Genomic DNA, 23,337 nt, shown 5'->3' on the forward strand with positions numbered 1-23,337 from the left:
GCAAAACCCGCAGCCGCGGGCGATGATCTTCAATCATGTCGGCCTCCAAATCACCGACACACTTGAATCAGACTCGTGAAATTTCCGAAATACCCGTTAACCCGAGTTCAGGGCCGTGGCTTTTCAGCCCCGGCAATTGACTTTCGCGGCCCTTTGCTCTTATAAGCCGCCCACGTCCGGACAAGTCCCCTTGCCCTGTGCAACGCCGTGTCCGGAACGTAACGCTCCCTTGCTAAGAAGCAAACCCAAGAAGGGCCGCACACCGCGGTATTAAAATAAATGACGAAGCGTACCTATCAACCGTCTAAGCTTGTTCGCAAGCGCCGTCACGGCTTCCGTGCACGTATCGCCACAAAGGGTGGCCGCAAGGTTATCGTTGCCCGCCGGGCACGTGGCCGTAAGCGTCTGTCGGCTTAAGGCCGTCTGGCGCGTGCCGCGTCTTCGCGCACTAATCTTCGCGAAACCTGCAAGCGCGGCTTCATGGCGCCGGAGCATCCTGCAAACGTCCGTCTGGACGATGGATGCTCCTGCTCCCGGAAGGAGCGCGGGCGAATGACATCACCCAAGCCTAAATCAACTGCCGGGCGGCTGAAAAGCCGGCCGCAGTTTCTTGCCGTGCGTAAGGGAGAGCAGCGGAAGGGTCCGTTGTTTCTTCTGGAAGTTCTTGATCGCAACGAGCCTGACACCGCCCCCCGCGTCGGTTTCACCGTCACCAAGAAGCATGGCAATGCCGTCGAACGCAACCGGATGCGCCGGCGCCTGAAGGAAGCGGTGCGACTTTCCGCCGGATTTGCAATGAAGCCCGGACTTGACTATGTGATTGTCGCCAGACGCGACCTTTTGAACGCGCCCTTCGAGCGGATCGGCAAGACGCTCTGCGAGCGGATCGAAAGCAAGCAAAAATATTCACGGCCACCGGCCGGCTCCAGGAAAGAATGATGGAAAAAAACCGCAACTACTTCGTGGCGATCGGGCTATCAGTGCTCATCCTGATTGCCTGGCAATTTCTCTATGTGAATCCGAAGATAGAGAAAGAACGGATTGCGGCGGAAGCCCATCAGAAGATCACCCAGCAGAACCAGCCGGCCGTTACGCCGGCTGTTCCAGGTCAGGCCCAGCCGGCCCAGGGTGCTGTCCCCGGCGCTGTTGAAACCCGCGACCAGGCGATCGCCAAATCGGCCCGTGTTTCCATCGACACGGCTGCGGTCAGCGGCTCGATCAATCTGACCGGCGCACGCTTCGACGACCTGAAGCTCAAGGAATACCACGAGACCGTCGACGACAAGAGCCCGCTGATCACCCTGTTCAGCCCCTCCGACACGCCGGACGGCTACTTTACCGAACTCGGCTTTATCGGCAACGAGGCATCCGGCACCGTTCCAGGCCCGGCGACCGTCTGGACGGTCAAGAGTGGCGACAAGCTGACGACGGCGACACCTGTTGTGTTGACCTTCACCAACGAGAAGGGTGTGGTTTTCACCCGCACGATCTCGATCGACGAACATTTCATGTTCCAGATCGTAGACTCGATCACCAACGGCAGCGGCGCGCCGGTATCGCTCTCCACCTATGGCCGCGTCACCCGCTTCAACAAGCCGACCACCCCGAGCGTCTACGTTCTGCATGAAGGCTTTATTGGCGTCATCGGCGAGCATGGTCTCAACGAAGTTGCCTATAGCAAGGTGGAAAACGACGTTCCGGCCAAGCATGAGAAGGCAACGACCGGCTGGCTCGGCATCACCGACAAGTACTGGGCCGCAACCATCGTGCCGCCGCAGAACCTGGCCTACGAATCCAAGTACGAGCACTTCACCGATGGCCGTCCGCGCTTCCAGGCTGACTACAAGCAGGATGCCGTGACGATCGCGCCCGGCCAGTCCACGGACCTGAAGACCCTGGTCTTTGCCGGTGCCAAGCAGGTTCCGCTGGTTGACGGTTACGAGAAGTCCTACTCGATCCCGCAGTTCGACCTTTTGATCGACTGGGGCTGGTTCTACTTCATCACCAAGCCGATGTTCAAACTGATGGACTTCTTCTTCCGTTATTTCGGAAACTTCGGCGTTGCGATCCTTCTGACCACCATCGTCGTCAAGCTGCTGTTCTTCCCGCTCGCCAGCAAGCAATACGCTTCCATGGCGAACATGAAGAAGGTTCAGCCGAAGATGGAGGAACTGAAGAAGAAACACGGCGACGACCGTATGGCGCTGCAGCAGGGCATGATGGCCCTCTACAAGGAAGAAAAGATCAACCCGATCGCCGGCTGCTGGCCGATCCTGTTGCAGATTCCGGTGTTCTTCGCGCTCTACAAGGTGATCTACGTCACCATCGAAATGCGCCATGCGCCGTTCTTCGGCTGGATCCAGGACCTTTCCGCACCGGATCCGACCTCACTGTTCAACCTGTTCGGCCTGCTGCCCTACGCCGTGCCGCACGCGCTGATGATCGGCGTCTGGCCGTTGATCATGGGCATCACCATGTTCCTGCAGATGCGCATGAACCCGACGCCGCCGGATCCGACACAGGCGATGCTGTTCACCTGGATGCCGCTGGTCTTCACCTTCATGCTGGCCAGCTTCCCGGCCGGTCTGGTCATCTACTGGGCCTGGAACAACACGCTGTCGATCACCCAGCAGGCGTTCATCATGAAACGCCACGGCGCCAAGGTCGAACTGATCGACAATCTCAAGGGATTGTTCACACGAAAACCGAAACCCGCCGAATAGGCCGGGACAAGGCGAAAACCACCAACCCCGGATCGGCTGATCCGGGGTTTTTTTCTTGGCCAGACACACCCTTGGCGCTTCGGCCGGTTCCTCGGCGGCTAGACCATCCGCTGCATTTCCTCGCCGAGCCATTTGCGGAATTTCCGGGTCATGCGGTTTTCATGGCGCTGGAAGACCACCCGGTAGTGGCCGAGATCCACCGGCCCGAAGCCCGGCAAAACCACCAGCCCGCCGGACCGGATTTCGCGCTCCGTCAAGAATGCCGGCGCAAGCACCATGCCCAGTCCCGCGGTCGCCGCGTGCAGGGCGGCATCGTCGGTGTCGAACACGTGCTGGATCTGTATGGCGCTGCGCTCGAGACCAAGCGTTCGGGTCCACAGCGCCCAGTCCCAATTGTCCACCGCACATTGCAGGGCTGGAACCTTGCCGAGATCACCGGTCTCCCCATAGCCGACCGCAGCCAGAAGCGCCGGCGATGCGACCGGGCGGCTCATGTCGGCTGCAAGCCATTCTCCCTCCACAGGGGTCGATCCGGCGCGATGATAGGAAATCGCCAGATCGCCGGAACCGAGGGAGATATTGGAACCGGTTTTCGTCTCGACGCGGACACGGGCGGCGGGATTGAGCGTCTTGAACCGCTCCAGCGCCGGGATCAGCCAGCGAACGGCAAGCGAGATCGAGACGCGAACGACAATTTCGTTCTGGTCGCGGCTGAGCGCTTCGGCTGATCGATCGATCGCCGCGATCGCTGCGGCGGCATCGTCGTGAAAGCGGCGTCCGGCATCCGTCAACTCAAGGAAATTGTGGCTTCGCTTGAACAGCGCCACGCCCAGTTCGCCCTCCAGCTTCTTGAGCTGATGACTGACGGCGCTCGGCGTGACGCCGATTTCTCCGGCGGCTTGCACGATACTGAGATGCCGTGCGGTCAGGACGAAAACCCGCACCGCGTTCAGCGAGACACTGCGCTTGTTCTGCATCGAAAATACTCATTCAGGGTTCAAAAATCGAATTTGCAATGTGGTGCGCCGATTTGGCAAGAGTTTCGATTGAAACCATTGAAAGTTATGGCCTTGCGGAAAAGTCTGTTGAACTCGAATGCCGAAGCCATGATCTGGGTCGTGCTCGGAACGGCATTATTTTCCTTGATCTTTGCATCCGGCAAGTTTGGCGGAGACAGCATGTCCGTGGTGCAAATCCAGTTTCTCCGGTACATCAGCGGCTTCGCGACACTGCTTTGCGTGGTTGCCTGCAAACGGGACAGCTTGCGCGTCTATCGCAGCGCCCGGCCGGTTTCGCATGCGATGCGCGCGGCGTTCGGTGTCTCCGGCGGTTTCGCGCTGATCTATTCCTCGGCGGCGATGCCGATTGTCGATGCGACGGCGCTTGGCCTTCTCTATGTGGTTTTCATCATTCCGCTCGCCGTTCTCGTGCTGAAGGAAACCGTGACGAAGCAGCATATGCTCGGCATTACCCTGAGTTTCGCCGGCGCCGGTTTCATCATGATCTCGCGCGGCGCCTTCACCCAGTTCGAGCCCGCCTATCTCGTGCCTGCGGGCATTGCCGTTCTCGGTGCCGCCCTGCTGGCCATCGAGGGCCTGATGATCCGGGTCCTGTCGCATGCCGACCGGCCGCTGACGGTGCTGCTTTATGTCAACGGCTTCGGCATCCTGTTCCTGGCTCTGCCCGCTGTCCTGACGTGGAAGGAAGCGTCCCTCTCCGCCATGGCGCCGTTTCTGCTGCTCGGCCCCATCGCGGTGGCGGCGCAATATTGCGTCGTGCGCGGATACCGGCTGGCCTCGCTGGCGATCGTCGGACCGGTCGATTATGCGTGGCTGGTCTTTGCCGCAGTCATCGGCTTCCTGTTTTTCAACGAAATTCCGACCACGGGCGTGCTCGCCGGCGCGGCCATCATCGCCATCGGCGGCGTGGTGCTTGCCGTGATCAAACCCGAGCCGGAAGCCGCTGCGGCCGAGGATAGATAGCAGCGCACACATGCGCGGAATATTTGCGACAGCGCCCCGTCGCGGATATGCGCGCATGTCGGTTCGCCTGCTCCTACACTTGACCACCGCAACCGGATTCCCGCCATGTCGCAGCCCCTGCCGCAATCCGCAAGCACCGGCCAACCCACTGCCACCCATGGCGCGGCGCTGGTACTTGGGTCCGCCATCGTCTGGAGTTTTGGCGGCACGCTGGCGCGCTTCCTGTCGATCGAAGATGGCTGGACGATCGTGTTCTGGCGTTCGTTGTTCGCCGCCGTCTTCCTCATCGGCTTCATGCTTCTGCGCGACGGGCCACGCGGCACCGTCACGCTGTTTCGCCACATGGGTCTGCCGGGCATTGCAGTCGGCCTGTGTTTTGCCATCGCCTCGACCTCGTTCATCCTGGCGCTCGCCTATACCACCGTCGCCAACATTGTGCTGATCCAGGCCGGCGTGCCGCTGATCGCCGCGCTGATCGGCTGGATCGTCTTTCGCGAACGTGTGTCGCTCCTCACATGGCTTGCCATTGCCGCAGTGATCGGCGGCGTCGCCATCATGGTGTCGGATTCCGTCGGCGGGACGGTCTCGCCGGTTGGCGATGCGCTGGCCGTCCTGATCGCCTTCGTCTTCGCGCTCGCCACCGTCATCACCCGCCGATACGCGCATGTGCGCATGACGCCCGCCGCCTGCTTCGGCACCCTCGTTGCCGGCACGGTTGCGGGCATCATGGCATCGGGCCTCAGCGTCACGCTGCCGGAACTCGGCATTCTCGCGACGTTCGGCGCTCTCAATTTCGGCCTTGGCCTCGCATTCTTCGTCACCGGCGCCCGGCTTATCCCGTCAGCACTCGCGGCCCTTCTCGGCACCGCCGAGACGATCCTTGCGCCACTTTGGGTCGCGCTGATCCATGGCGAAATCCCCAGCCTCAATACGATCCTCGGCGGAGCGGTGGTGCTGGTTGCCTTGCTGTCTTACCTCAGCGTCGAGATGTGGCGCCAAAGACGGGCGATCGGTTGAGCCAAAACCTCGAAAATCGCAAGTTTTCTTGACATGACGGAGCAAAACATCGAAGTCCTCTCCTGAAGCCAAGGACAGGACCGCCATGACAGACGTTAAGCCGCAGGACGACAAGCCCCTTTTCGGGCGGCCATGGGTATTCATCCGCGGCGTGCCGTCGATGAAGTTCCTGCCGCCGGAAGGTCCGCTGGAGATCGCCTTTGCCGGACGCTCCAATGTCGGCAAGTCGTCGCTGATCAACGGGCTGGTCGGCCAGAAGGGTCTTGCACGGACGTCGAACACGCCGGGCCGTACCCAGGAGCTCAACTATTTCGTTCCGGACGGCTATTCCGGCCAGCCCGGCGACCTGCCGCCGATGGCGCTGGTCGATATGCCCGGCTATGGCTATGCGCAGGCGCCGAAGGAACATGTCGATGCCTGGACCAAGCTGGTCTTCGACTATCTGCGCGGCCGCTCGACGCTGAAGCGCGTCTACGTGCTGATCGACAGCCGTCACGGCATCAAGAAGAACGATGATGATGTGCTCGACCTGCTCGACAAGGCAGCCGTATCCTATCAGGTCATCCTCACCAAGACCGACAAGATCAAGGATCCAGCGGTTCCCCGGCTGATTTCCGAGACGCTGGAAAAGATCAAGAAACGGCCCGCTGCCTTTCCGGAAGTCCTTGCGACATCGTCCGAAAAGGGCCTTGGCATCGAAGAACTGCGCGCCGCCATCCGGGTCGCCATCTCGACCTGACGCGCATCTCTGCAGGTCCTCCTTGCAAGCACGCCGCCGAACAATCGGCCACAGCTTTCGCGCGGCGTGCTTTAATTGCGGCTGTCACACTACCCCGACATGACATGTGCTCTATGTTGACGCTCGGGGCGGCCTTGCAGGCACCTCCAATGCGTTGAGCATTCAAGGAGAAAACGACATGTCCGATCTGATTGTTGTGGGTTTTGACAGCACCGAAGAAGCCGACAAGGTGCTTCTGAAGCTGAACACGCTGAAGAAGGAATACCTGATCGACCTCGAGGATGCCGTCGTCGTCGTGCGCGACGAGACCGGCAAGGTCCACTTGAAGCAGAGCATGAACCTGACGGCCATTGGTGCAACGTCGGGACTTCTCAGCGGCTCGCTGTGGGGTGGCCTGGTCGGCCTGTTGTTCCTCAATCCGCTTGCGGGCTTTGCCATTGGCGGCGCAATCGGTGCGGGCACCGGCGCGCTGTCGGGTTCGCTTGCCGATTACGGCATCGATGACGACTTCATCAAGTCGCTCGGTGAAACCATTCCCAACAACTCCTCTGCCCTCTTCGTGCTGGTCCGCAAGGTACAGCCGGAAAAGGTTCTGGCCGAGTTTTCCGGCCTGCGCGGCAAGGTGCTGAAGACCTCGCTGTCGCCCGACCAGGAAGCCAAGCTCCAGGCAGCGCTGTCCGATACCCAGCCGGCATCGCCTACGGCGGGCACCTTCTAAGAACGTTCAGGCAGCCGATGCGGGCATAAACGTCATTGCCATCCCGTTGATGCAATGGCGCATGCCGGTCGGCTGCGGACCGTCGTCGAAGATATGGCCGAGATGGCCGCCGCACCGGCTGCAATGACATTCGGTGCGGGTCATGAACAGTGACGTATCCTCGCGCTTGCCCACCGCATTCGGCAACGAGTCCCAAAAGCTTGGCCAGCCCGTGCCGCTGTCATATTTGGTTTCCGATGAATAGACCGGCAGATCGCAGCCGGCGCAATGGAATGTGCCCTTGCGCTTCTCGGTGTTCAGCGCGCTGGTGAATGGCCGCTCCGTGTCCTCATGGCGCAGGATCTGGTACTGCTCGGCAGTAAGGAGTGCCTTCCATTCCGCATCGGTTTTGGTCACTTCGAACGTTTCGGCCGCGATGGCTTCAGGTCTGAAACCGCGAAACGCCGCAGCCGCGGCAAGGGCAACTCCGGAAAGAAGAAAGAAGCGTCGGCTTGTCATGATACTCTCCCGTCTGCCGAATGGCGTCGGCAACGCCTGAAAGCTAGCGCGGCGGCCGCCCACCCGCAAAACAAATGCCGATCAATCCCGCGTGAGCAACAGCTTGTATACGAACCAAAAAGGCCACCGGTGAGTGAAAAACCGGTGGCCTTGTGGCCGGAGAGGATTTGATCCCCGGCCCGGAGCCGAAAATGCGCTTAGGATGCATCCGGCCCCCAAACCACAAAGGCGTGGATCAGGACTTCGGCAACAGAACCTTGTCGATCACATGGATAACGCCGTTCGACTGTTTGACGTCGGCGATGGTGACGGTGGCAACGCCGCCGGTTTCATCGGTCAGGGTGATCTTGCCGCCGTCGGCTTTTGCCTTGAGCACACAACCGCCAACCGTCTTCACATCATGGGTGCCGCCATCGTCCGCTACCATCTTGGAGATGGCGTCAGACAGTGCGTTGGCAGCCACGACATGGCATGTCAGCACCTTCGTCAGCATGTCCTTGCTTTCAGGCTTCAACAGCGTATCGACCGTGCCGGCCGGCAGGGCTGCGAACGCTTCGTTGGTCGGTGCGAAAACCGTGAACGGGCCCTTGCCCTGAAGGGTTTCGACGAGACCGGCAGCCTTGACGGCGGCGACCAGCGTCGTGTGATCCTTGGAATTGACGGCATTTTCGACGATGTTCTTGTTTTCATACATCGGCGCGCCGCCGACCATCGGATTTTCCGCATGAGCGGCAAAAGCGCCGGCGGCCAGTATCGAAGCGACGGTAACCGTGCGCAGCATGGACTTGAACATTTCTATTCCTTCCTGTTGATCTCTCGGACCCGGGAGCGGGCCTGTCCCGATTTTTTTGAAATTCGTGTTCTCTGCGCAGAGGACAACACAAGGAACGGCAAGGGGTTCGAAAGAGTTTCAGGAAAATTCGCGTTTCTCTAAATATTTGATTTTCTATGGTTTTATGACAAGCCCGGTCGATACAGGCAAAAAAATGCTGCGCTTTTTCGAGCCCAGCAACTGGCCTGCTGACAAAGTCATTTTCTGACCAATTTGCAGGTCACTTGGAAAATTATGCGATCATCAAATCTTCCGTCATTCCTGTGCTCGTCACAGGAATCCAGCCAGCTCAAGTCCTTGAGCTGAAAGAGTCTTTTGACCCGACAGACGTCGGGTCGCTGGATCCCCGCCACAAGGGCGAGGATGACGGAGAGTGGCGTTGCCAATCTCCCCAGACAATCTCATTCAGGGTTTGTCGGCATTCGGTAAGATTAAACTTACAATGAACAGTGAAGGTTAAGGCAGCCGCGTCTTGCCAACGGCAACCACCGGCCCGGTTGCCGTGCCCGTGGGCGAGCCGCCGAAGGGCTCGACGCTGACGGCGAGCGTGATGCCTTCGCCGAACTTCGAGCGAAGTTCCGGCGGGATGATGATTTCGCCCTCGCCCGTCTGCGGCAGGATGCCCAGCGACTTGGCCGGATTGTCCCCCTCGATCAGCCACAGTTCCAGCGACTTGGCTTCCGCCTGCTTGGCCGCGACCGGGGTGATTTTCAGCGCGCCGTTGGCGGCATCGTATTGTGCCAGGAGATTGATCGTCGTGCTGGCATCGCCGGTCAGTTCGGCCACCAGCGGCTTCGTCTGGCTCGCGGGCGTCAGGATACCGGTTGCGAAGGTCGCAACGGTGACAAGACCCGCCACCGATGCCAGCGTCAGCACACGCCACAGCGCCAGCGAATTCCACAACCCCCCTGTGGCAACGACCGGCTTGGCCTGCTCGGCAAACAACCGGCGCTCGACCGCAACCAGAACCTGCGGCGGCGGCGTAATGGGCTCATAGGCGTCGTTGAAAGAGGTGAGATTGCTCTGCCAGTGATGGACCATGGCCGCGAAGGCGCCGTCAAGAACGATGCGCGCCTCGACCTTGCGGCGATCGTCGGCAGACAGAACACCCAGCACATACTCGCCCGCAATCACCTGGTCGCGGCGGGAATCTCCGCTTTCGGGGTTCTGTGTGGTCATCGCTCCATGCACTCTCTGAGTTTCAACAGGCTGCGGCGCAGCCATGTTCGCATCGTGTTCAGCGGCGTGCCGAAAAGTTCGGCCAGTTCCTGGTAGCTCAGCCCCTCGACATAGGCCTTGCGCACGGCGTCGGCGCGGTCTGCCTCGAGTTCACTCATGCAATTGTCGATCCGGCGGCCCTCCGCCGTATTGATGGCGGTTTTTTCCGGGTCCGGCGCAGAATCCGCCAGATCATAGGCGTCGTCAATCGTGTTTGCTACCGGCTTTCTCGCCCGAAGATGATCGATCGCATGATTGCGCGCGATCGCCGAAAGCCAGGACATCGGATTGGTGTCGCCGCTGGCAAAACGGTCGGCCCGTTGCCATATCTTGATGTAGATTTCCTGCAACGCTTCTTCCGCTTCCGTCCGGTCTCGCAAGATACGCACGCAAATGGCAAAAAGTTTCGGGCTGGTCTGGCGGTAGAGAGCGGAAAACGCCGCGCGGTCCCTGAGCGAAACCCGGCCGATCAGCGTTGAGATGTCGTCTGTGGTCATCGATAATCCGGTCCTCGTCCTCAACGGCGAACATAGAGCACAAGCCTGGGGATAAAAAGGGGAGCTGCACGAGATTAAAACGGTTGCAGCAACCGATGTCACACCGGCTTTATCTTTGCCAAGGATCATTCCCTCCGCCGGAAACTTGCGCTAAACAGCACCCGGCTAATTTCGAGGTATTTCCATGTCCGCATCCGAAAGCGAAATCCAGGCAAATCTTCTCGCCAAGGCGCTGCCCTATATGCAGCGCTACGAGAACAAGACGATCGTCGTCAAATATGGCGGCCACGCCATGGGCAATGCCGAGCTCGGCAAGGCTTTTGCGGCCGATATCGCGCTTTTGAAACAGTCCGGCGTCAATCCGATCGTCGTCCATGGCGGCGGCCCGCAGATCGGCGCGATGCTGACCAAGATGGGCATCGAATCGAAATTCGAAGGCGGCCTGCGCGTCACCGACCAGAAGACCGTCGAGATCGTCGAAATGGTGCTGGCCGGTTCGATCAACAAGGAAATCGTCGCACTGATCAACCAGACCGGCGAATGGGCGATCGGGCTGTGCGGCAAGGACGGCAACATGGTCTTCGCCCAGAAGGCCCGCAAGACCGTGATCGATCCCGACAGCAATATCGAACGCGTGCTCGATCTCGGCTTCGTCGGCGAGGTGACGGAAGTCGACCGCACCCTGCTCGATCTCCTCGCCAAATCGGAAATGATCCCGGTCATCGCCCCGGTCGCTCCCGGCCGCGACGGCGCCACCTACAACATCAATGCCGACACCTTTGCCGGCGCCATCGCCGGGGCGCTCAATGCCACCCGCCTGCTGTTCCTGACCGATGTTCCCGGCGTCCTCGACAAGAAGGGCGAACTGATCAAGGAACTCTCGGTCGCCGAAGCCCATGCGCTGATCAAGGACGGCACGATTTCCGGCGGCATGATCCCCAAGGTCGAAACCTGCATCGAAGCACTTTCCCGCGGCGTCGAAGGCGTCGTCATTCTGAACGGCAAGACGGCGCACTCGGTGCTCTTGGAGATCTTCACGGAACACGGTGCGGGAACGCTGATCGCTCCTTAAGTGTGGTGCTTGAATTCAATAATGCCGAAGACACCGAGGCCGAAAAGTATCGAAAAGAGCCCGAAGATAAGAATGAAGAGCGGATAGCCCCGCCACATCTTTTCTTCGGGCTTCATTTTCATTCGAGGATCGTCAGGCCCGTCGCCATGATAGAAATCGGGTCCAAAATCCTTGCTGAAGTCCCAGCCGTTACGGGAATAGAAAAGCAAGGCCCGAACGTACCAGCAGAGCGACCATCCGAAGACAGCAGATGTCATCGCGAAAAATGCAGTTAGCGGCATCCTACTGCCCTTCTTCCTATCGCTTTTCGCCGTACACTCCGCTCGCCTCACCTTTCAGCCACGCGATCATCGCCCGGTAAGGCCCCGGTCCATAGCTGATCCGCGCGACGCCAAGTCCGGCCAGCGTCTTCTGATCCATGCCCGGCTGCATCATGATGTTGACGGGCAGCGACACGGCCTCGCAAACCCGTCCGATCAGGTCCGGGTTCGACAATCCCGGCACGAAGAAACCGCTGGCGCCGGCCTGCGCATACGCTGCCGCCCGCTCGATCGCCTCGTCCACCAGCGGCGCATGCCGGACGGGGTCGGAAAGCTTGAGGAACAGATCGGTACGGGCATTGATGAAGAAGGGAATGCCCTTTGCGTCCGCCTTGGCCCGGATCGCCTTGATCCGCGCGGCCTGGGCCTCGATCGTATGCAGCCCGCTTGCGCCGACCACCTGATCCTCGAAATTGATGCCGACGGCGCCGGTATCGATGACATGACCGACATTCTGCCCAGTCGCGTCAGGGTCTTCGGCATAGCCGCCCTCGAAATCGATCGACACCGGCAGATCGGTCGCCGCCACAATCGAGCGGGCGATATCGACGAGTTGCAGCATCGGGATTTGCTGGCCGTCGCCATAGCCGTTGGCATCGGCCACCGACCAGCTGCCGGTTGCCAGCGCCTTGGCGCCGGACGCTGTCACAGCTTGGGCGGTACCTGCATCCCAGATATTGTAGAGCACCACCGGATCGCCCTTGCGGTGCAGTTCCTTGAACGCCTTTGCCTTGTCCGTCTGGGTCATCGTCTTTCCTCCAAAAACAATTCGCCCCTGTCATGCCACAACAGCAGCGGCCTGCGCCAGAGCCAAGGGACGGCTCACGTCCACATCAGAAGCAGCAGGATACCCGCCACGATCAGCAGGCATCCCGCGGTTTCCATCCGGTTGATGCGCTCCCGGAACAGGAAGATCGAGGCCATGAAGGTAAACACCAGCTCGATCTGCCCGAGCGCCCGCACATAGGCCACCTGTTGCAAAGTCATCGCCGTGAACCAGCAGGCCGATCCGGTGACGCCCGCCAGCCCGACAAGCGCTGACGACCGCCAGGACCGCGCCACGCGGCCAATTTCGCTTTTATCCTTGATCACCATCCAGACCAGCATGAACACCGTCTGGAACGTTGTGACGCAGGCAAGGGTCACGGCGGCCTGCATGACCGCGTTCGGCCCGTTGAGCGACAACGATGCCGAGCGATAGGCGACGGCGGAAATGCCGAACACCGCCCCGGAGGCAATGCCGATCAATGCCGTCCGCCCAGTCAGCGCCACCAGAAGATTGCGCCAGGACAGCGGCATCCGCGCCACGGAAATCATCATCACGCCGGCGACACCGACGATGATCGCCGCGATCGCGCCCGGCGTCAGCCGCTCGCCCAGAAGGATCAGCCCGAAGATCGCCGCCTGCACCGGCTCCGTCTTCGAATAGGCGGTGCCGACGGCAAAGTTGCGCAGCGAGAACAGATAGACCAGCAGGATGGTCGCAAAGATCTGCGCGAGCCCGCCAAGCACCGCCCAGAAGACGAAGCTGCCGTTCAGCTGCGGAAAGGCATAGTCCGCAAGATAATGCAGACCGAGGACATAGGCGATCGCCAGCGGAAAGCCGAAGCCGAACCGCACGAAGCTGGCACCCGTCGTTCCGAGTGACCCCTGCAGGTGTTTTTGCAGCGCCGAACGCAGGTTCTGCAAAAACGCGGCGGCGATTGTGATGACGATCCAAGCTTCCATCCCTGCCCGCTAGCACGCCGTTATCGCAGAATCCATATCCACGCGCAGCAGAGCGCGGTTGCCGCCTTTCGGTCGCAGCAAGGCGCGCCCGGTTTCATCCAGCGAGCCCCTGCCGTCTCGCGGACGGATATCGAGAAACGATTGACTGTATCGGGACCGCGGGCCGGACAGGTTTTTGGAACTGGCAAGCCCAACCGGCCGACGCGGCCGTGCCGGAGGAAATGGTCTTCATCGTTCGGGCCGACTGATCGGACAGGCGGTTCAGACCGACTTTTCCCGGGCCTCCGGCGGTACCGCAGTCTGACGGAATGTCAGCGGCGGCGCCTCCTCCTCGGTCTTTTTCACGCGCTGGTCGTAATCCGGCGAAACGGTGCCCAGCACCCGATCCCAGAAGGAGAAATAGTTGCCGTAATTGTAGCGGAAGCCCGAATGGTGCTGGTCATGGAATGTGGTGCACAGCATCGGCGAGGGATAGCGCGCCGTCGAGGAGGCGAAATACTCGAACCCGCAATGGCCGAACATGCCGTTGAAATGCTCGAACACCCTTTGCCCGATCAGGATCGCCGGCGGAAACGGCACGACGAAGACGATGACGGCGGTAAATCCCTGCAGCAGGAAATTATCGAGCACATCTTCCGAATAGGTGCTCCAGACCGTCGGTGCGAGGCTTTTGTGGTGCAGCGCATGCAGCGGATAAAGCCACTTGGTGTGCAGCAGCCGGTGCATGAAATAAAACCAGGTATCGTAGAGGAACATGATCAGCAGAAACAGCGGCAGGGCCGTCCACCAGTTGAAATCCCAGGGCGTCAGCGCCCAGCCCTTCTCCTGTACGTAGAGGCCTATGGTCAGCGGCAGGCAGGCGCTGAACATCGAGGCCAGGCTCTGGCGGATTTCCGCATTGCGACGCTTGCCGGAGCCGCGGCCCTTTTGAATTTTCCGCTCCGGGTTGCGATCGTTGACGAAGGTCACGGCAAAACCGAAGGCAAAATATGTAACGACGGATGCCGCATAGAAGCCAAGCAGAAACAGACTGTAGAAGAGTTCGTCCGACATCGCCATTACAGCTCCTGGGTTCAAACCACCCGGGAGGAAACGTGCCATACCGTCCTGGCAATTCAAAGGAGAAATGCGAACGACGCTCAGAAAGCCCATTTCCTCGCCAGATTTGCCATGGCATAACGCGCCCATGACACAGCTCGACCGCCTGCCGACCAAAGCCGATTTCGCCCACGTCACCGACTGGGTGTTCGATCTCGACAACACGCTCTATCCGCATCACGTCAATCTGTTTTCGCAGATCGACCGCAACATGACGGCCTATGTGGCAGCGCTTTTGACGCTGGACCCGGTGGCTGCCAAAACCTTGCAGAAGGAATATTACCGCGATCACGGCACCACCCTGCAGGGCCTGATGATCCATCACGGCATCGATCCCAACGAGTTTCTGCAGAAGGCGCATGCGATCGACTATTCGGTCGTCCCGGCCGATCCGGCGCTTGGCGATGCCATCAAGGCGCTGCCGGGCCGCAAGTTCATCTTCACCAATGGCAGCGTCAAGCATGCGGAGATGACGGCGCGGGCGCTGGGCATCCTCGATCATTTCGACGACATTTTCGATATTGTCGCCGCCGAGTATGTGCCGAAGCCCGCCGGCGATACCTATCATAAGTTCATGAGCCTGCACCGGGTCGATACCAAACATGCCGCCATGTTCGAGGACCTGCCGCGCAATCTGGTGGTGCCGAAGACGCTCGGGATGAAGACGGTTCTGCTGGTGCCGCGCAATTTCGAATACGAGTTTGCCGAAGCCTGGGAAAAAACGGAGGATGGCGATGCGCAGGTCGATTTTGTTACCGAAGACCTGACGGGTTTCCTCAACCGGCTTCTGTCCGAAGGCTGACACCAGTCTTGCAACACAGTTTCGACACGGAAAAACCCCTTTCTTGTCAAACACTTAAATTACCAAAGTTTAACTGGCCATCCTGTTCAGGCTGTCTATCTTCCACTCAGGGACATTGATCACTGAAAGGATTTCGACATGCGCAGGAACACTTTGATTCTCGGAGCCGTCGCCGCCAGCCTCGCACTCACCGGCTTTGTTGCCCCCACATTCGCCGCCCGGCAGAAGCCGACGCCGGAGCAGCGGGCTGAATGGACGATCAAACGCTTCGATACCAATGGCGACAACAAGGTCGCGCTGGACGAAGTTCATGTCCGCACGGCAGAAACCTTCAAGGCCTTCGATACCGACGGCAACGGCCAGGTCACCCGTGAGGAAATCAAGGCGGTGCGCAAGGCCCACGGCCAGGAATGGCGGGCTGCCAAGGAAAAGACCGGCGCTGACAAGACTGCCGCGATGGAAAAGCTCCGCGAGACACGCGCGGCCATGCTGCCCGGCATGCGCCATAAGGGCTTCAAACGCGCCGATACCGACAAGAACGGTTCGCTGAGCCTTACTGAGGTTACAGCGCGGGCCGACGCGATGTTCAAGCGCCGCGACACCAATGGCGACGGCGCCATCGATGCCTCGGACTTCACCAAGACCAGGAAGATCTGATTCTTGTCGCCCCGGCCAGCTGATGGCCGGGACGTTCAGACTGCTAACAAACCCTGAAGCCGATATTTGACGAAAGCGGTACCCCCACTCTCCGTCATCCTCACCCTTGTGGTGGGGATCCAGCGACCCGACGTCTGTCGGGTCAAAAGACTCCTTCATCCCAAGGACTTGGCTGGCTGGATGCCCGCCACGAGGGCGAGCATGACGGAGGAAATTAAGTGCCCGAATGTTCAATACAGAACTCAGGCCCTCCCCCTTATGGGGAGGGGTCTTTCCTTCCTAAGCTACCGCCCTGCCCTTCAAGCAAACCGGATCGCGCGGCGGAAGTGCGGATAGCTCCAGTCGAGCGCAAGCATCACCACCAGCGAGAGCCCGACCAGCGGAAAGATGATGCCGCCGATCGCCAGCATTGCGATCAGGCCGCCGAACACCCGCTTGTCCGCAGGCATCGGCGGCACGCCGAGCGAACCCTTCGGCCGGCGCTTCCACCACATGATCGCAGCCGAAACCGCCAAGAGCACGATGGCAATGCACGCAGCGAGCAGCACCAGCTGGTTGGCCAGGCCGAATTGCTGGCCCATATGGACGTTGATCCCCCATTCCAGCGCCTTGCCGAGCGGGCCGTAATCCGCATAGCTCATGTCGATCAGCGGCTTGCCGCTATATTGATCGAGATGCACCACCCGTTGCTGCGCAACATCGTCCGGATAGACGGAGCCGGTATAAACCCCTTGCGGCTTCGTCGGGATATTCACCGCATAACCGTGATGCAGTCCCAGCCCGTCGAAGATGGCGACAGCCTGATCGAGGCCGATTGCCGCTCCCTCGCCTGTCGACTGCGGCACCTTTGCCTGCTCCAGCGACCACGTCGTCTTGGCAACATGGTCGAGATGCTCGCCCGACATCGGCACGGCAGTCCGCACCCCGGCCGGATAGCCGAAATTGCTGCCGTTTGCCCATTCATTGACCTTTGCGCCCCAGACGCCGGACCAAGGCATGCCGGTGATCGCCAGGAAGACGATGAAGAAGCCGACGAAAATGCCGCTGACCGCATGGGTATCGCGCCAGAACACCCGCCGCTTCGGCGTGCCGCGCACGCTTAAGACCCCGCCCGTCTGGGTGCGCGGCCACCAGAGATAGATGCCGGTGGCGACCAGAAGCAACGACCAGCCCGCAGCGATCTCGATCAGCGACCGCGCAAACGAGCCGAAATATTTTAGGCTGTGCAGGGTGCGGATGGTCCACATGATGGTGCCACGATCGGGCAGCGCGCCCAGCACCTTGCCGTCATAGGGGTTGACGTAAACCGCCAGTTTGCCCTCCGCCGGTGAATTGACGGTGATCTCGACCGAATCCGCAGGCGAAGACGGGTCGGTATATTTGACCGCCTTGCCGGGATAGGCGGAAAGGGCGGCTGCGACCATCGCCGACGGTGCGGCGGTGACGGTATTCTCCTGAACCTCGACATGTTTCAGGTCGGCGTAGACAAGGCCGTCGATCTCGTCGCGAAACAGGTAGAGAGCGCCGGTGACGGCCAGCGTGATCAGGAAGGGCAGGACGAGCAGGCCTGCGTAGAAATGCCAGCGCCAGACGGCGCGGTAAAGGTCGGACGGCGAACGCACCGCAACAGCAGCGTCCGCGCGGCCGATGGTGAAGTCGGACATGGATATCTCCAGATGAGCAAAAATGACGGCCGTCGCCTTGCGAACGGCTCTGATTTTATGGCGTCATGCGGAGATCAACGGAGGTGCCCTGGCTTCAGCAAAGAAACTGCGCAGGTCAATCCGGGGCACAGGCTTTGCAGCGAAATGGATTTCAACCACAACGCTGAGCGCTGGAGAAACGATATCGACCGAGCGGCCGGGCAAAGCCGGCGTATAACCAGCGGCAAGCTGACAGAGCGTCGCGCACAGGTCGTGCGCCGCCTTTGCCGGCCCGCCGTCCGGCAAGGTCTGCTGCGGGCCGTCCTGATGTGCGATGCAGAGAATGTTGAACGGATCGGCGGCAGCGCTTGCCATCGTGCCCTGCGCAATACCGGAGAGAAGCCCCTGCATCAAAAGCATGGCAGCAAACAGCGCGGCAATGGCGCCGGCCGACACTCTATCTCTCAAGATTGGCCGCAGGATTTTCATCCCGGCTCATTGCCACAGCCGCGACCCGCTGTCACTGCGACACAACGCCGGTTTTCGGACCGATGCAGTCGGCTTGAACCGGCGAATGCCTTAATGACGCCGCTTGGCACCGTCCAGCTTGATCTCGCCCTCGTCCTCCCCGTCCCAGTAATGCGCCCTGACGGCACTGACCTTGATCAGGACCAGACCCTTGGTATCGACGCCGTCCTTGAACCAGTCGTCGAGATCCTTCGTCCAGTGCTCCTTGAACGCCGCCTTGTCCTTGATGACATCAGCCTCGCCTTCGACGGCGACCATGAAGGTCTTCTTGCCCTGAAAGGAGAGCGCGACTTTCGGGTTGCGCTTGATGTCGTCGACCATGCGCGATTTTTCCCAGGTGAAATAATAGGAATCGCCGTCGTAATCGACCTCGCCATTGTTGCTCATCGGACGGCCGGCGATGGCGCCGCCGTCGGTGTGGGTCGATAGCATGGCGATATCGATATCGCGCATTTTCTTGGCTATTTCGGAAAGGCTCTTCGAAGGCATGATCGTCTCCCGTGTCGATGAATGACGGAAGAACGCAGCCCGCGCCGATTGGTTCAGGCGCGGGCTGGAGAAGATGGGATCGTTTTATCGTTCGCCGGATGCCACCGGCACCGTTGACGGATCGACCGTCTCGTAGAATTTCGCGATGATCTCCCAGGCCTCTTCGGCGGTTTCGACGAACTGGATGAGATCGAGATCGTTGGGTGCGATGGTGCCGAAATCGGCCAGCGCCTCGAAATTGATGACGCTGCGCCAGAATTTCTCGCCGAACAGGATCAACGGCACCAGCGCCATGCGGCCGGTCTGCATCAGCGTGATCGTCTCGAACAGCTCGTCAAACGTGCCGAATCCACCCGGAAAAACCACAACGGCCTTGGCGCGCAACAGGAAGTGCATCTTGCGGATGGCAAAATAATGGAAATTGAACGACAGCTCGGGCGTCACATAACGATTGGGCGCCTGCTCGTGCGGAAGCACGATGTTCAACCCGATCGACGGCGCGCCGATGTCGTCGGCACCCCGATTGCCGGCTTCCATCACGCCCGGCCCGCCGCCGGTGGTCACGACATATTCCTTGTATCCGGACTGCGCCGAATGCAGCGAGCAGAGCCGGGCAAATTTGCGCGCTTCCTCGTAATAGACCGAGGCGGCCGTCAGGTTCTGGCGCTGGGTGTCGTTCTTGGCCGCCCAGGCATCGCCGCCCGGCTCGGGAATGCGCGCCCCGCCGAACATCACCACCGTCGAATTGATGCCGCGCTCGGCCATGATCATTTCGGGCTTCAGCAGTTCCAGCTGCAGCCGCATGGGGCGCAGCTCTTCGCGGGCCATGAAATCATCGTCCGTATAGGCGAGCCTGTAGGAGGGTGACATCGATTGTGGCGTCTGCGGAACGCCTGCCGCGCGCTGACGGGTCTGCTGGCTGTCGACCAACGGGTCCCAGACCCCATCCTTGCGCCGCAGATTCCGCTTCTTCATTCTTGCCATGTCAAACTTTCCTGCCGCAAACCGACAGCAAATCATCGCTGCCGGATGCTCCTTCCAACATCCTGGTCGCTACGGATCAAATCACCCGCGCCCATTCCGGGACATACACCTTCATCCAGCCCCGACCGCAACCGAAAACCACTTCAATTTTTTGGGATCATGCTCTAGAGCAGGTTACGATAGCCGCCGAAGTTTAAGGAATTCCGATGACGACCCATGATCTCGCCTCTCTGTCGCAAACCATCGACACCGCTTTCGACAACCGCGACACCGTCACCATCAACACCAAGGGCGAGATCCGCGATGCGGTGGATACGGCACTTGATCTGCTTGACGGCGGCAAGGTGCGTGTCGCCGAGCGCGGCGCCGACGGCAACTGGACCGTCAATCAGTGGCTGAAAAAGGCCGTTCTCCTGTCCTTCCGGCTGAACGACATGGAAGTCGTCAAGGGCGGCTCGGGCCAGTCCACCTGGTGGGACAAGGTTCCCTCGAAATTCGAAGGCTGGGGCGAAAACCAGTTTCGCGAAGCCGGCTTCCGTGCTGTGCCGAACGCGATCGTTCGCCGCTCCGCCTATATCGCCCCGAACGCCATCCTGATGCCGTCCTTCGTCAATCTCGGCGCCTATGTCGGCGAGGGCACGATGGTCGACACCTGGGCGACGGTCGGTTCTTGCGCCCAGATCGGCAAGCATGTGCACCTGTCCGGCGGCGTCGGCATCGGCGGCGTGCTGGAGCCGATGCAGGCCGGTCCGACGATCATCGAGGACAATTGCTTCATCGGCGCCCGCTCGGAAGTGGTCGAAGGCTGCATCGTGCGCGAGGGTTCGGTTCTCGGCATGGGCGTGTTCATCGGCAAGTCGACCAAGATCGTCGATCGCGCCACCGGCGAAGTCACCTATGGCGAAGTACCGCCCTACTCCGTCGTCGTTGCCGGCTCGATGGGCTCCGGCGCCGTCATGCCGAACGGCGTGGCCGCTCCGAACCTCTACTGCGCCGTCATCGTCAAGCGCGTCGATGAAAAAACCCGCTCGAAGACCGGCATCAACGAACTTCTGCGAGACTGATCCATATGCGCACGGAGGGGCAGCAGAGCATGTCCTGGCTGTTCTTCAGCCCCTCCGGCCGCGTCAGCCGCCTGCCCTATCTGCTCGGCTGGCTATTCTGGGCCGCAGCCGGCGGCTTCGTGCTGTCCCGCGTGCTGGTCCATCAGGGTAACGATATTCCGCTGGCGCTCTGGACCCTGATCCTCGTCGTCACCGCCCTTGTCTCCACCGCGTCGATCGCGCTGATGACGATCAAGCGGCTGCACGATATCGGCTATCCCGGCCATCTGGCCATCTGCCTGTTCATTCCGGTGCTCAGCCCCATCCTGTTCCTCGCGCTCTGCCTGTGGCCGGGCACGGAGGGGCCAAACGACTACGGCCGCTGATTGGCGGAGACAGGCCCGGGTTGCAGGAAAGGTACGGCTTACTGCTGCGGCATCTGGAAGGTGAAGCAGGTCTCGTCCGTCGTTGACGTGACCAAAAGCCTACCCTTGTGGGCTTTGGCGATTTCCGAGGCGATGTAGAGCCCGAGGCCGAGCCCCTGTAGGTTTGCCCTGGCCGAAGCGCGCACGAACGGCTTGAACAGGTCCTTGACCACCGCTTCCGGGATCGCCTCGCCGGCGTTGGTCACCGCAATCTCGAAAAGGCCACCCGATGTGGTGGAGCGCACCCGGATCGGCGCCTCGGGATCGCCATGGGTCAGCGCATTGGCCAAAAGGTTCGACAGCAACTGGCCGATCCGGCCCTCATCGCAGCGGACCATCGCCTCCGTCAGGTCAGCCTCGATCCGCCGGCCCGGATTGGCCAATGTCAGCTCCGCGACAACCTGTTCCAGAACGGGCCGGAGCGGCACGCGGTCCGCCTGTTCGATGGAAATACCGCCGCCCAGCCTGCCGCGGGCGAAATCGAGCACGTTGTCGATCAGCCCGGACATCCGCGAAATGCTGTTCTGCATCAACCCGAGTACCGTCCTGCTCTTGTCGTCGGTCACCGAGCGCTGCAGCATCCGGGTACCAGCATCGAGCGATGCCAGCGGATTGCGCAGATCGTGGCCGAGCACGGCGATGAACTGCTCGCGCAACTCGCTGCCCTGCCGCTCCTGGTCGATCCGGTCGTGGGCGTCGAGATGGAAGGCGATCAGATTGGCAAACAGCTGGAACATGCCGGAGATTTCCGGCGTGTTTAACTTGCGCGGCACCGTATCGATGGCGCAGAGCGTGCCGAAGAACGACCCGTCGGCAAGCGTGATCGGCACGGAGATGTAGCTCTGCAAGCCGTAGTGCGCCGGCGTATGATGACTGGAATAGGCCGGGTCCTCGGCGACGTTGTCGATGATCACCGGCTGGCGGTGATCGCGGATTTCGTTGCAGATCGTCGTTTCGATCTTCAACTCGCCGCCCGGCTCCAGCCCAAAGGCCAGATTGTCCTGAACGCCGCAGGCAATCCACCGGTCGGCGGTGACCCGCGCCACCGCCGCAAAGCGCATGCCCGTCGTTCTGCAGACCACATCGAGAATGGTCGGCACGGCGGTGATCTGTGCGATAGCCTCAACCGCAGCGGCGGGATTGTCGTTCAATGCATGACTTTCGATAGGAGGCATTCAAAGCAGTTCCCTCTTTCTCTGCGGAATGCTCCTCAGATGCAAGTCTGATGATGGCAAGGGCGGCGACAACCGCCGCCCTTTAGCCTCATGCCTTGGCTTCGAACGGCTGCGGCCGGCGCGCTGCCCCCTGCCGTTCCAGCATCCAGCCCGGATATTCCGGCGGCAGCGCGCTGACGGCGTCGAGCTTGGCCAGATCGTCGGCATCGAGCCGCAGCTTCACCGCCTTCAGGTTTTCATCCAGCTGTTCCACCCGCTTGGCGCCGATGATGACGCTGGTGACGAAGGGGTTGGCCAGGATGAAGGCGAGCGCCACTTCGGCGACGCTGGCACCATGCTTTTCCGCAACCTCGCGCATCGCCGCAACGCAGGCCCAGGCCCGGTCCTTGTCAACAGGCGGAAAATCGAAGCTTGCCCGGCGGCCTTCGCCATTGCCCGGTGCGCCCGGTCCATACTTGCCCGACAGCAGCCCGCCGGCGAGCGGCGACCAGACCATCAGACCCATCTTTTCCTCAGTCAGCAGCGGCACGATATCCCGCTCAAGATCGCGGCCGGCGATCGAGTAATAGGCCTGCAGCGTCTCGAACCGGGCAAAACCCTTGCGCTCGGAAACGCCCAGCGCCTTGGCGATCCGCCAGGCCTGCCAGTTGGACATGCCGACATAACGAACCAGTCCGCCCGAGACCAGATCGTCCAGTGCCCGCAGCGTCTCGTCGATCGGCGTCACCGTATCGGTTCCGTGGATCTGGTAGAGATCGATATGGTCCATCTGCAGCCGGTCCAGGCTCTCCTCGACCGAATCCATGATATGGCCGCGCGAGGCGCCGCGGTCGTTCGGGCCGTTGCCCATCTGGCCAAAGACCTTGGTGGCGATCACCACGTCCTTGCGCTCGACACCGAGATTGATCAGCGACTGCCCGAGCAGCCGTTCGGATTCACCGGCCGAATAGACGTCGGCGGTATCGATGAAATTGACGCCGGCGGCCAGGGACCGCTCGACGATCCGGTCGGCGGCATCCTGATCGACACCGGCGATGTCGCCCCAAAAGGCGCCTTCGGCCGATCCGAAGGTCATCGTGCCCAGGCAGATTTCCGAAACGAACAGGCCGGTATTGCCAAGCTGATTGTAACGCATGGGGTGCTCCACAG

27 protein-coding genes are annotated in these 23,337 nt (G+C 60.8%); 12 read left to right on the plus strand and 15 right to left on the minus strand.

What is annotated here, in order from left to right; translation table 11 throughout:
- Nucleotides 1–279 precede the first annotated feature (279 nt).
- From rpmH to yidC, 3 genes are all read left to right on the plus strand, one after another.
- A complete protein-coding gene (gene rpmH / locus ACP7BS_RS23015) occupies nt 280–417 on the plus strand; it encodes a 50S ribosomal protein L34 (RefSeq protein ID WP_037104763.1) in 138 nt (45 codons plus the stop codon).
- 135 nt (nt 418–552) lie between these two features.
- Entirely contained in the window at nt 553–939 is a 387-nt protein-coding gene (gene rnpA, locus ACP7BS_RS23020; RefSeq protein WP_068951673.1) for a ribonuclease P protein component, read from the plus strand.
- The gene (yidC, locus tag ACP7BS_RS23025; RefSeq protein ID WP_426229383.1) at nt 939–2,723 is read left to right on the plus strand and encodes a membrane protein insertase YidC; all 1,785 of its coding nucleotides are present in this window, start codon (nt 939–941) and stop codon (nt 2,721–2,723) included. Before rnpA ends, yidC begins: the two co-directional genes overlap by 1 nt.
- A 98-nt stretch (nt 2,724–2,821) precedes the next feature.
- On the opposite strand, the gene ACP7BS_RS23030 is transcribed toward yidC, so the two are convergent.
- Nucleotides 2,822–3,700 (minus strand): LysR substrate-binding domain-containing protein, encoded by an 879-nt coding sequence (locus tag ACP7BS_RS23030; RefSeq protein ID WP_426239955.1) that lies wholly within the window; start codon nt 3,698–3,700, stop codon nt 2,822–2,824.
- Between the two features lie 108 nt (nt 3,701–3,808).
- On the opposite strand from ACP7BS_RS23030, the gene ACP7BS_RS23035 reads away from it, so the two are divergent.
- From ACP7BS_RS23035 to ACP7BS_RS23050, 4 genes are all read left to right on the plus strand, one after another.
- Nucleotides 3,809–4,705: a DMT family transporter gene (locus tag ACP7BS_RS23035; RefSeq protein WP_426239956.1), complete on the plus strand. Its 897-nt coding sequence runs from the start codon at nt 3,809–3,811 to the stop codon at nt 4,703–4,705.
- A 105-nt stretch (nt 4,706–4,810) separates the two neighbouring features.
- The gene (locus tag ACP7BS_RS23040) at nt 4,811–5,722 is read left to right on the plus strand and encodes a DMT family transporter (protein WP_426239957.1); all 912 of its coding nucleotides are present in this window, start codon (nt 4,811–4,813) and stop codon (nt 5,720–5,722) included.
- 85 nt (nt 5,723–5,807) lie between these two features.
- A complete protein-coding gene (yihA, locus tag ACP7BS_RS23045; RefSeq protein WP_426229387.1) occupies nt 5,808–6,461 on the plus strand; it encodes a ribosome biogenesis GTP-binding protein YihA/YsxC in 654 nt (217 codons plus the stop codon).
- Nucleotides 6,462–6,639: 178 nt separating this feature from the next.
- Entirely contained in the window at nt 6,640–7,179 is a 540-nt protein-coding gene (locus tag ACP7BS_RS23050; protein ID WP_426239958.1) for a DUF1269 domain-containing protein, read from the plus strand.
- A gap of 6 nt (nt 7,180–7,185) precedes the next feature.
- Here the strand turns inward: ACP7BS_RS23050 and msrB are convergent, their stop codons facing one another.
- From msrB to ACP7BS_RS23070, 4 genes are all read right to left on the minus strand, one after another.
- Nucleotides 7,186–7,677, minus strand: a complete 492-nt coding sequence (gene msrB, locus ACP7BS_RS23055; RefSeq protein ID WP_426239959.1) for a peptide-methionine (R)-S-oxide reductase MsrB — start codon at nt 7,675–7,677, stop codon at nt 7,186–7,188.
- A 235-nt stretch (nt 7,678–7,912) separates the two neighbouring features.
- Nucleotides 7,913–8,470: a fasciclin domain-containing protein gene (locus ACP7BS_RS23060; protein WP_426239960.1), complete on the minus strand. Its 558-nt coding sequence runs from the start codon at nt 8,468–8,470 to the stop codon at nt 7,913–7,915.
- Nucleotides 8,471–8,965: 495 nt separating this feature from the next.
- A complete protein-coding gene (locus ACP7BS_RS23065; protein WP_426239961.1) occupies nt 8,966–9,688 on the minus strand; it encodes an anti-sigma factor in 723 nt (240 codons plus the stop codon).
- Nucleotides 9,685–10,224, minus strand: coding sequence for a sigma-70 family RNA polymerase sigma factor (locus ACP7BS_RS23070; RefSeq protein ID WP_426239962.1), 540 nt, complete (start codon nt 10,222–10,224; stop codon nt 9,685–9,687). Before ACP7BS_RS23070 ends, ACP7BS_RS23065 begins: the two co-directional genes overlap by 4 nt.
- Nucleotides 10,225–10,408: 184 nt before the next feature.
- On the opposite strand from ACP7BS_RS23070, the gene argB reads away from it, so the two are divergent.
- A complete protein-coding gene (gene argB, locus ACP7BS_RS23075; protein WP_426239963.1) occupies nt 10,409–11,296 on the plus strand; it encodes an acetylglutamate kinase in 888 nt (295 codons plus the stop codon).
- On the opposite strand, the gene ACP7BS_RS23080 is transcribed toward argB, so the two are convergent.
- The 4 genes from ACP7BS_RS23080 to ACP7BS_RS23095 all read right to left on the minus strand — a co-directional run bounded on the left by ACP7BS_RS23080 (nt 11,293) and on the right by ACP7BS_RS23095 (nt 14,403).
- A complete protein-coding gene (locus tag ACP7BS_RS23080) occupies nt 11,293–11,577 on the minus strand; it encodes a hypothetical protein (RefSeq protein ID WP_426239964.1) in 285 nt (94 codons plus the stop codon). The two genes, argB and ACP7BS_RS23080, sit on opposite strands and share 4 nt — an antisense overlap.
- 16 nt (nt 11,578–11,593) lie before the next feature.
- Nucleotides 11,594–12,364 carry an isocitrate lyase/PEP mutase family protein gene (locus tag ACP7BS_RS23085; protein ID WP_426239965.1) on the minus strand — a complete coding sequence of 257 codons (771 nt, stop codon included), beginning with the start codon at nt 12,362–12,364 and terminating at the stop codon, nt 11,594–11,596.
- A gap of 74 nt (nt 12,365–12,438) precedes the next feature.
- Complete coding sequence (locus ACP7BS_RS23090; RefSeq protein WP_426239966.1) at nt 12,439–13,344, minus strand: EamA family transporter; 906 nt, start codon at nt 13,342–13,344, stop codon at nt 12,439–12,441.
- Between the two features lie 261 nt (nt 13,345–13,605).
- Nucleotides 13,606–14,403 carry a sterol desaturase family protein gene (locus tag ACP7BS_RS23095; protein ID WP_426239968.1) on the minus strand — a complete coding sequence of 266 codons (798 nt, stop codon included), beginning with the start codon at nt 14,401–14,403 and terminating at the stop codon, nt 13,606–13,608.
- Between the two features lie 127 nt (nt 14,404–14,530).
- On the opposite strand from ACP7BS_RS23095, the gene ACP7BS_RS23100 reads away from it, so the two are divergent.
- Nucleotides 14,531–15,244 carry a pyrimidine 5'-nucleotidase gene (locus ACP7BS_RS23100; RefSeq protein ID WP_426239969.1) on the plus strand — a complete coding sequence of 238 codons (714 nt, stop codon included), beginning with the start codon at nt 14,531–14,533 and terminating at the stop codon, nt 15,242–15,244.
- A gap of 138 nt (nt 15,245–15,382) precedes the next feature.
- Nucleotides 15,383–15,901, plus strand: coding sequence for an EF-hand domain-containing protein (locus ACP7BS_RS23105; protein ID WP_426239970.1), 519 nt, complete (start codon nt 15,383–15,385; stop codon nt 15,899–15,901).
- 299 nt (nt 15,902–16,200) lie between these two features.
- On the opposite strand, the gene ACP7BS_RS23110 is transcribed toward ACP7BS_RS23105, so the two are convergent.
- The 4 genes from ACP7BS_RS23110 to ACP7BS_RS23125 all read right to left on the minus strand — a co-directional run bounded on the left by ACP7BS_RS23110 (nt 16,201) and on the right by ACP7BS_RS23125 (nt 19,545).
- Nucleotides 16,201–17,565, minus strand: a complete 1,365-nt coding sequence (locus ACP7BS_RS23110) for a PepSY-associated TM helix domain-containing protein (RefSeq protein ID WP_426239971.1) — start codon at nt 17,563–17,565, stop codon at nt 16,201–16,203.
- A gap of 63 nt (nt 17,566–17,628) precedes the next feature.
- On the minus strand, nt 17,629–18,000 hold the full coding sequence (locus ACP7BS_RS23115) for a hypothetical protein (protein WP_426239972.1): 372 nt from the start codon (nt 17,998–18,000) through the stop codon (nt 17,629–17,631).
- 123 nt (nt 18,001–18,123) lie between these two features.
- A complete protein-coding gene (locus ACP7BS_RS23120) occupies nt 18,124–18,561 on the minus strand; it encodes a pyridoxamine 5'-phosphate oxidase family protein (RefSeq protein WP_426229404.1) in 438 nt (145 codons plus the stop codon).
- Nucleotides 18,562–18,645: 84 nt separating this feature from the next.
- Nucleotides 18,646–19,545, minus strand: a complete 900-nt coding sequence (locus tag ACP7BS_RS23125) for an LOG family protein (protein WP_426239973.1) — start codon at nt 19,543–19,545, stop codon at nt 18,646–18,648.
- A 206-nt stretch (nt 19,546–19,751) separates the two neighbouring features.
- Here ACP7BS_RS23125 and dapD point away from each other — a divergent pair, with 206 nt between their 5' ends.
- Together dapD and ACP7BS_RS23135 are read left to right on the plus strand one after the other, a co-directional pair.
- Nucleotides 19,752–20,609 carry a 2,3,4,5-tetrahydropyridine-2,6-dicarboxylate N-succinyltransferase gene (gene dapD / locus ACP7BS_RS23130; protein ID WP_426239974.1) on the plus strand — a complete coding sequence of 286 codons (858 nt, stop codon included), beginning with the start codon at nt 19,752–19,754 and terminating at the stop codon, nt 20,607–20,609.
- 5 nt (nt 20,610–20,614) lie between these two features.
- Nucleotides 20,615–20,974, plus strand: coding sequence for a DUF805 domain-containing protein (locus tag ACP7BS_RS23135; RefSeq protein WP_426239975.1), 360 nt, complete (start codon nt 20,615–20,617; stop codon nt 20,972–20,974).
- Between the two features lie 38 nt (nt 20,975–21,012).
- On the opposite strand, the gene ACP7BS_RS23140 is transcribed toward ACP7BS_RS23135, so the two are convergent.
- Both ACP7BS_RS23140 and ACP7BS_RS23145 read right to left on the minus strand, forming a co-directional pair.
- A complete protein-coding gene (locus ACP7BS_RS23140; protein WP_426239976.1) occupies nt 21,013–22,188 on the minus strand; it encodes a GAF domain-containing sensor histidine kinase in 1,176 nt (391 codons plus the stop codon).
- Between the two features lie 88 nt (nt 22,189–22,276).
- Nucleotides 22,277–23,323 (minus strand): aldo/keto reductase, encoded by a 1,047-nt coding sequence (locus ACP7BS_RS23145; protein ID WP_426239977.1) that lies wholly within the window; start codon nt 23,321–23,323, stop codon nt 22,277–22,279.
- Nucleotides 23,324–23,337 lie beyond the last annotated feature (14 nt).

Source organism: Pararhizobium sp. DWP1-1-3, assembly GCF_049896125.1.
Classification (GTDB): Bacteria; Pseudomonadota; Alphaproteobacteria; order Rhizobiales; family Rhizobiaceae; genus Pararhizobium.

Coding starts and splice junctions, on each gene's coding strand:
- rpmH (WP_037104763.1), top strand. CDS start 280: ATGACGAAGCGTACCTATCAACCGTCTAAGCTTGTTCGCAAGCGCCGT.
- rnpA (WP_068951673.1), top strand. CDS start 553: ATGACATCACCCAAGCCTAAATCAACTGCCGGGCGGCTGAAAAGCCGG.
- yidC (WP_426229383.1), top strand. CDS start 939: ATGGAAAAAAACCGCAACTACTTCGTGGCGATCGGGCTATCAGTGCTC.
- ACP7BS_RS23030 (WP_426239955.1), bottom strand. CDS start 3,700: ATGCAGAACAAGCGCAGTGTCTCGCTGAACGCGGTGCGGGTTTTCGTC.
- ACP7BS_RS23040 (WP_426239957.1), top strand. CDS start 4,811: ATGTCGCAGCCCCTGCCGCAATCCGCAAGCACCGGCCAACCCACTGCC.
- yihA (WP_426229387.1), top strand. CDS start 5,808: ATGACAGACGTTAAGCCGCAGGACGACAAGCCCCTTTTCGGGCGGCCA.
- ACP7BS_RS23050 (WP_426239958.1), top strand. CDS start 6,640: ATGTCCGATCTGATTGTTGTGGGTTTTGACAGCACCGAAGAAGCCGAC.
- msrB (WP_426239959.1), bottom strand. CDS start 7,677: ATGACAAGCCGACGCTTCTTTCTTCTTTCCGGAGTTGCCCTTGCCGCG.
- ACP7BS_RS23060 (WP_426239960.1), bottom strand. CDS start 8,470: ATGTTCAAGTCCATGCTGCGCACGGTTACCGTCGCTTCGATACTGGCC.
- ACP7BS_RS23065 (WP_426239961.1), bottom strand. CDS start 9,688: ATGACCACACAGAACCCCGAAAGCGGAGATTCCCGCCGCGACCAGGTG.
- ACP7BS_RS23070 (WP_426239962.1), bottom strand. CDS start 10,224: ATGACCACAGACGACATCTCAACGCTGATCGGCCGGGTTTCGCTCAGG.
- argB (WP_426239963.1), top strand. CDS start 10,409: ATGTCCGCATCCGAAAGCGAAATCCAGGCAAATCTTCTCGCCAAGGCG.
- ACP7BS_RS23080 (WP_426239964.1), bottom strand. CDS start 11,577: ATGCCGCTAACTGCATTTTTCGCGATGACATCTGCTGTCTTCGGATGG.
- ACP7BS_RS23085 (WP_426239965.1), bottom strand. CDS start 12,364: ATGACCCAGACGGACAAGGCAAAGGCGTTCAAGGAACTGCACCGCAAG.
- ACP7BS_RS23090 (WP_426239966.1), bottom strand. CDS start 13,344: ATGGAAGCTTGGATCGTCATCACAATCGCCGCCGCGTTTTTGCAGAAC.
- ACP7BS_RS23095 (WP_426239968.1), bottom strand. CDS start 14,403: ATGGCGATGTCGGACGAACTCTTCTACAGTCTGTTTCTGCTTGGCTTC.
- ACP7BS_RS23100 (WP_426239969.1), top strand. CDS start 14,531: ATGACACAGCTCGACCGCCTGCCGACCAAAGCCGATTTCGCCCACGTC.
- ACP7BS_RS23105 (WP_426239970.1), top strand. CDS start 15,383: ATGCGCAGGAACACTTTGATTCTCGGAGCCGTCGCCGCCAGCCTCGCA.
- ACP7BS_RS23110 (WP_426239971.1), bottom strand. CDS start 17,565: ATGTCCGACTTCACCATCGGCCGCGCGGACGCTGCTGTTGCGGTGCGT.
- ACP7BS_RS23120 (WP_426229404.1), bottom strand. CDS start 18,561: ATGCCTTCGAAGAGCCTTTCCGAAATAGCCAAGAAAATGCGCGATATC.
- ACP7BS_RS23125 (WP_426239973.1), bottom strand. CDS start 19,545: ATGGCAAGAATGAAGAAGCGGAATCTGCGGCGCAAGGATGGGGTCTGG.
- dapD (WP_426239974.1), top strand. CDS start 19,752: ATGACGACCCATGATCTCGCCTCTCTGTCGCAAACCATCGACACCGCT.
- ACP7BS_RS23135 (WP_426239975.1), top strand. CDS start 20,615: ATGCGCACGGAGGGGCAGCAGAGCATGTCCTGGCTGTTCTTCAGCCCC.
- ACP7BS_RS23140 (WP_426239976.1), bottom strand. CDS start 22,188: ATGCCTCCTATCGAAAGTCATGCATTGAACGACAATCCCGCCGCTGCG.
- ACP7BS_RS23145 (WP_426239977.1), bottom strand. CDS start 23,323: ATGCGTTACAATCAGCTTGGCAATACCGGCCTGTTCGTTTCGGAAATC.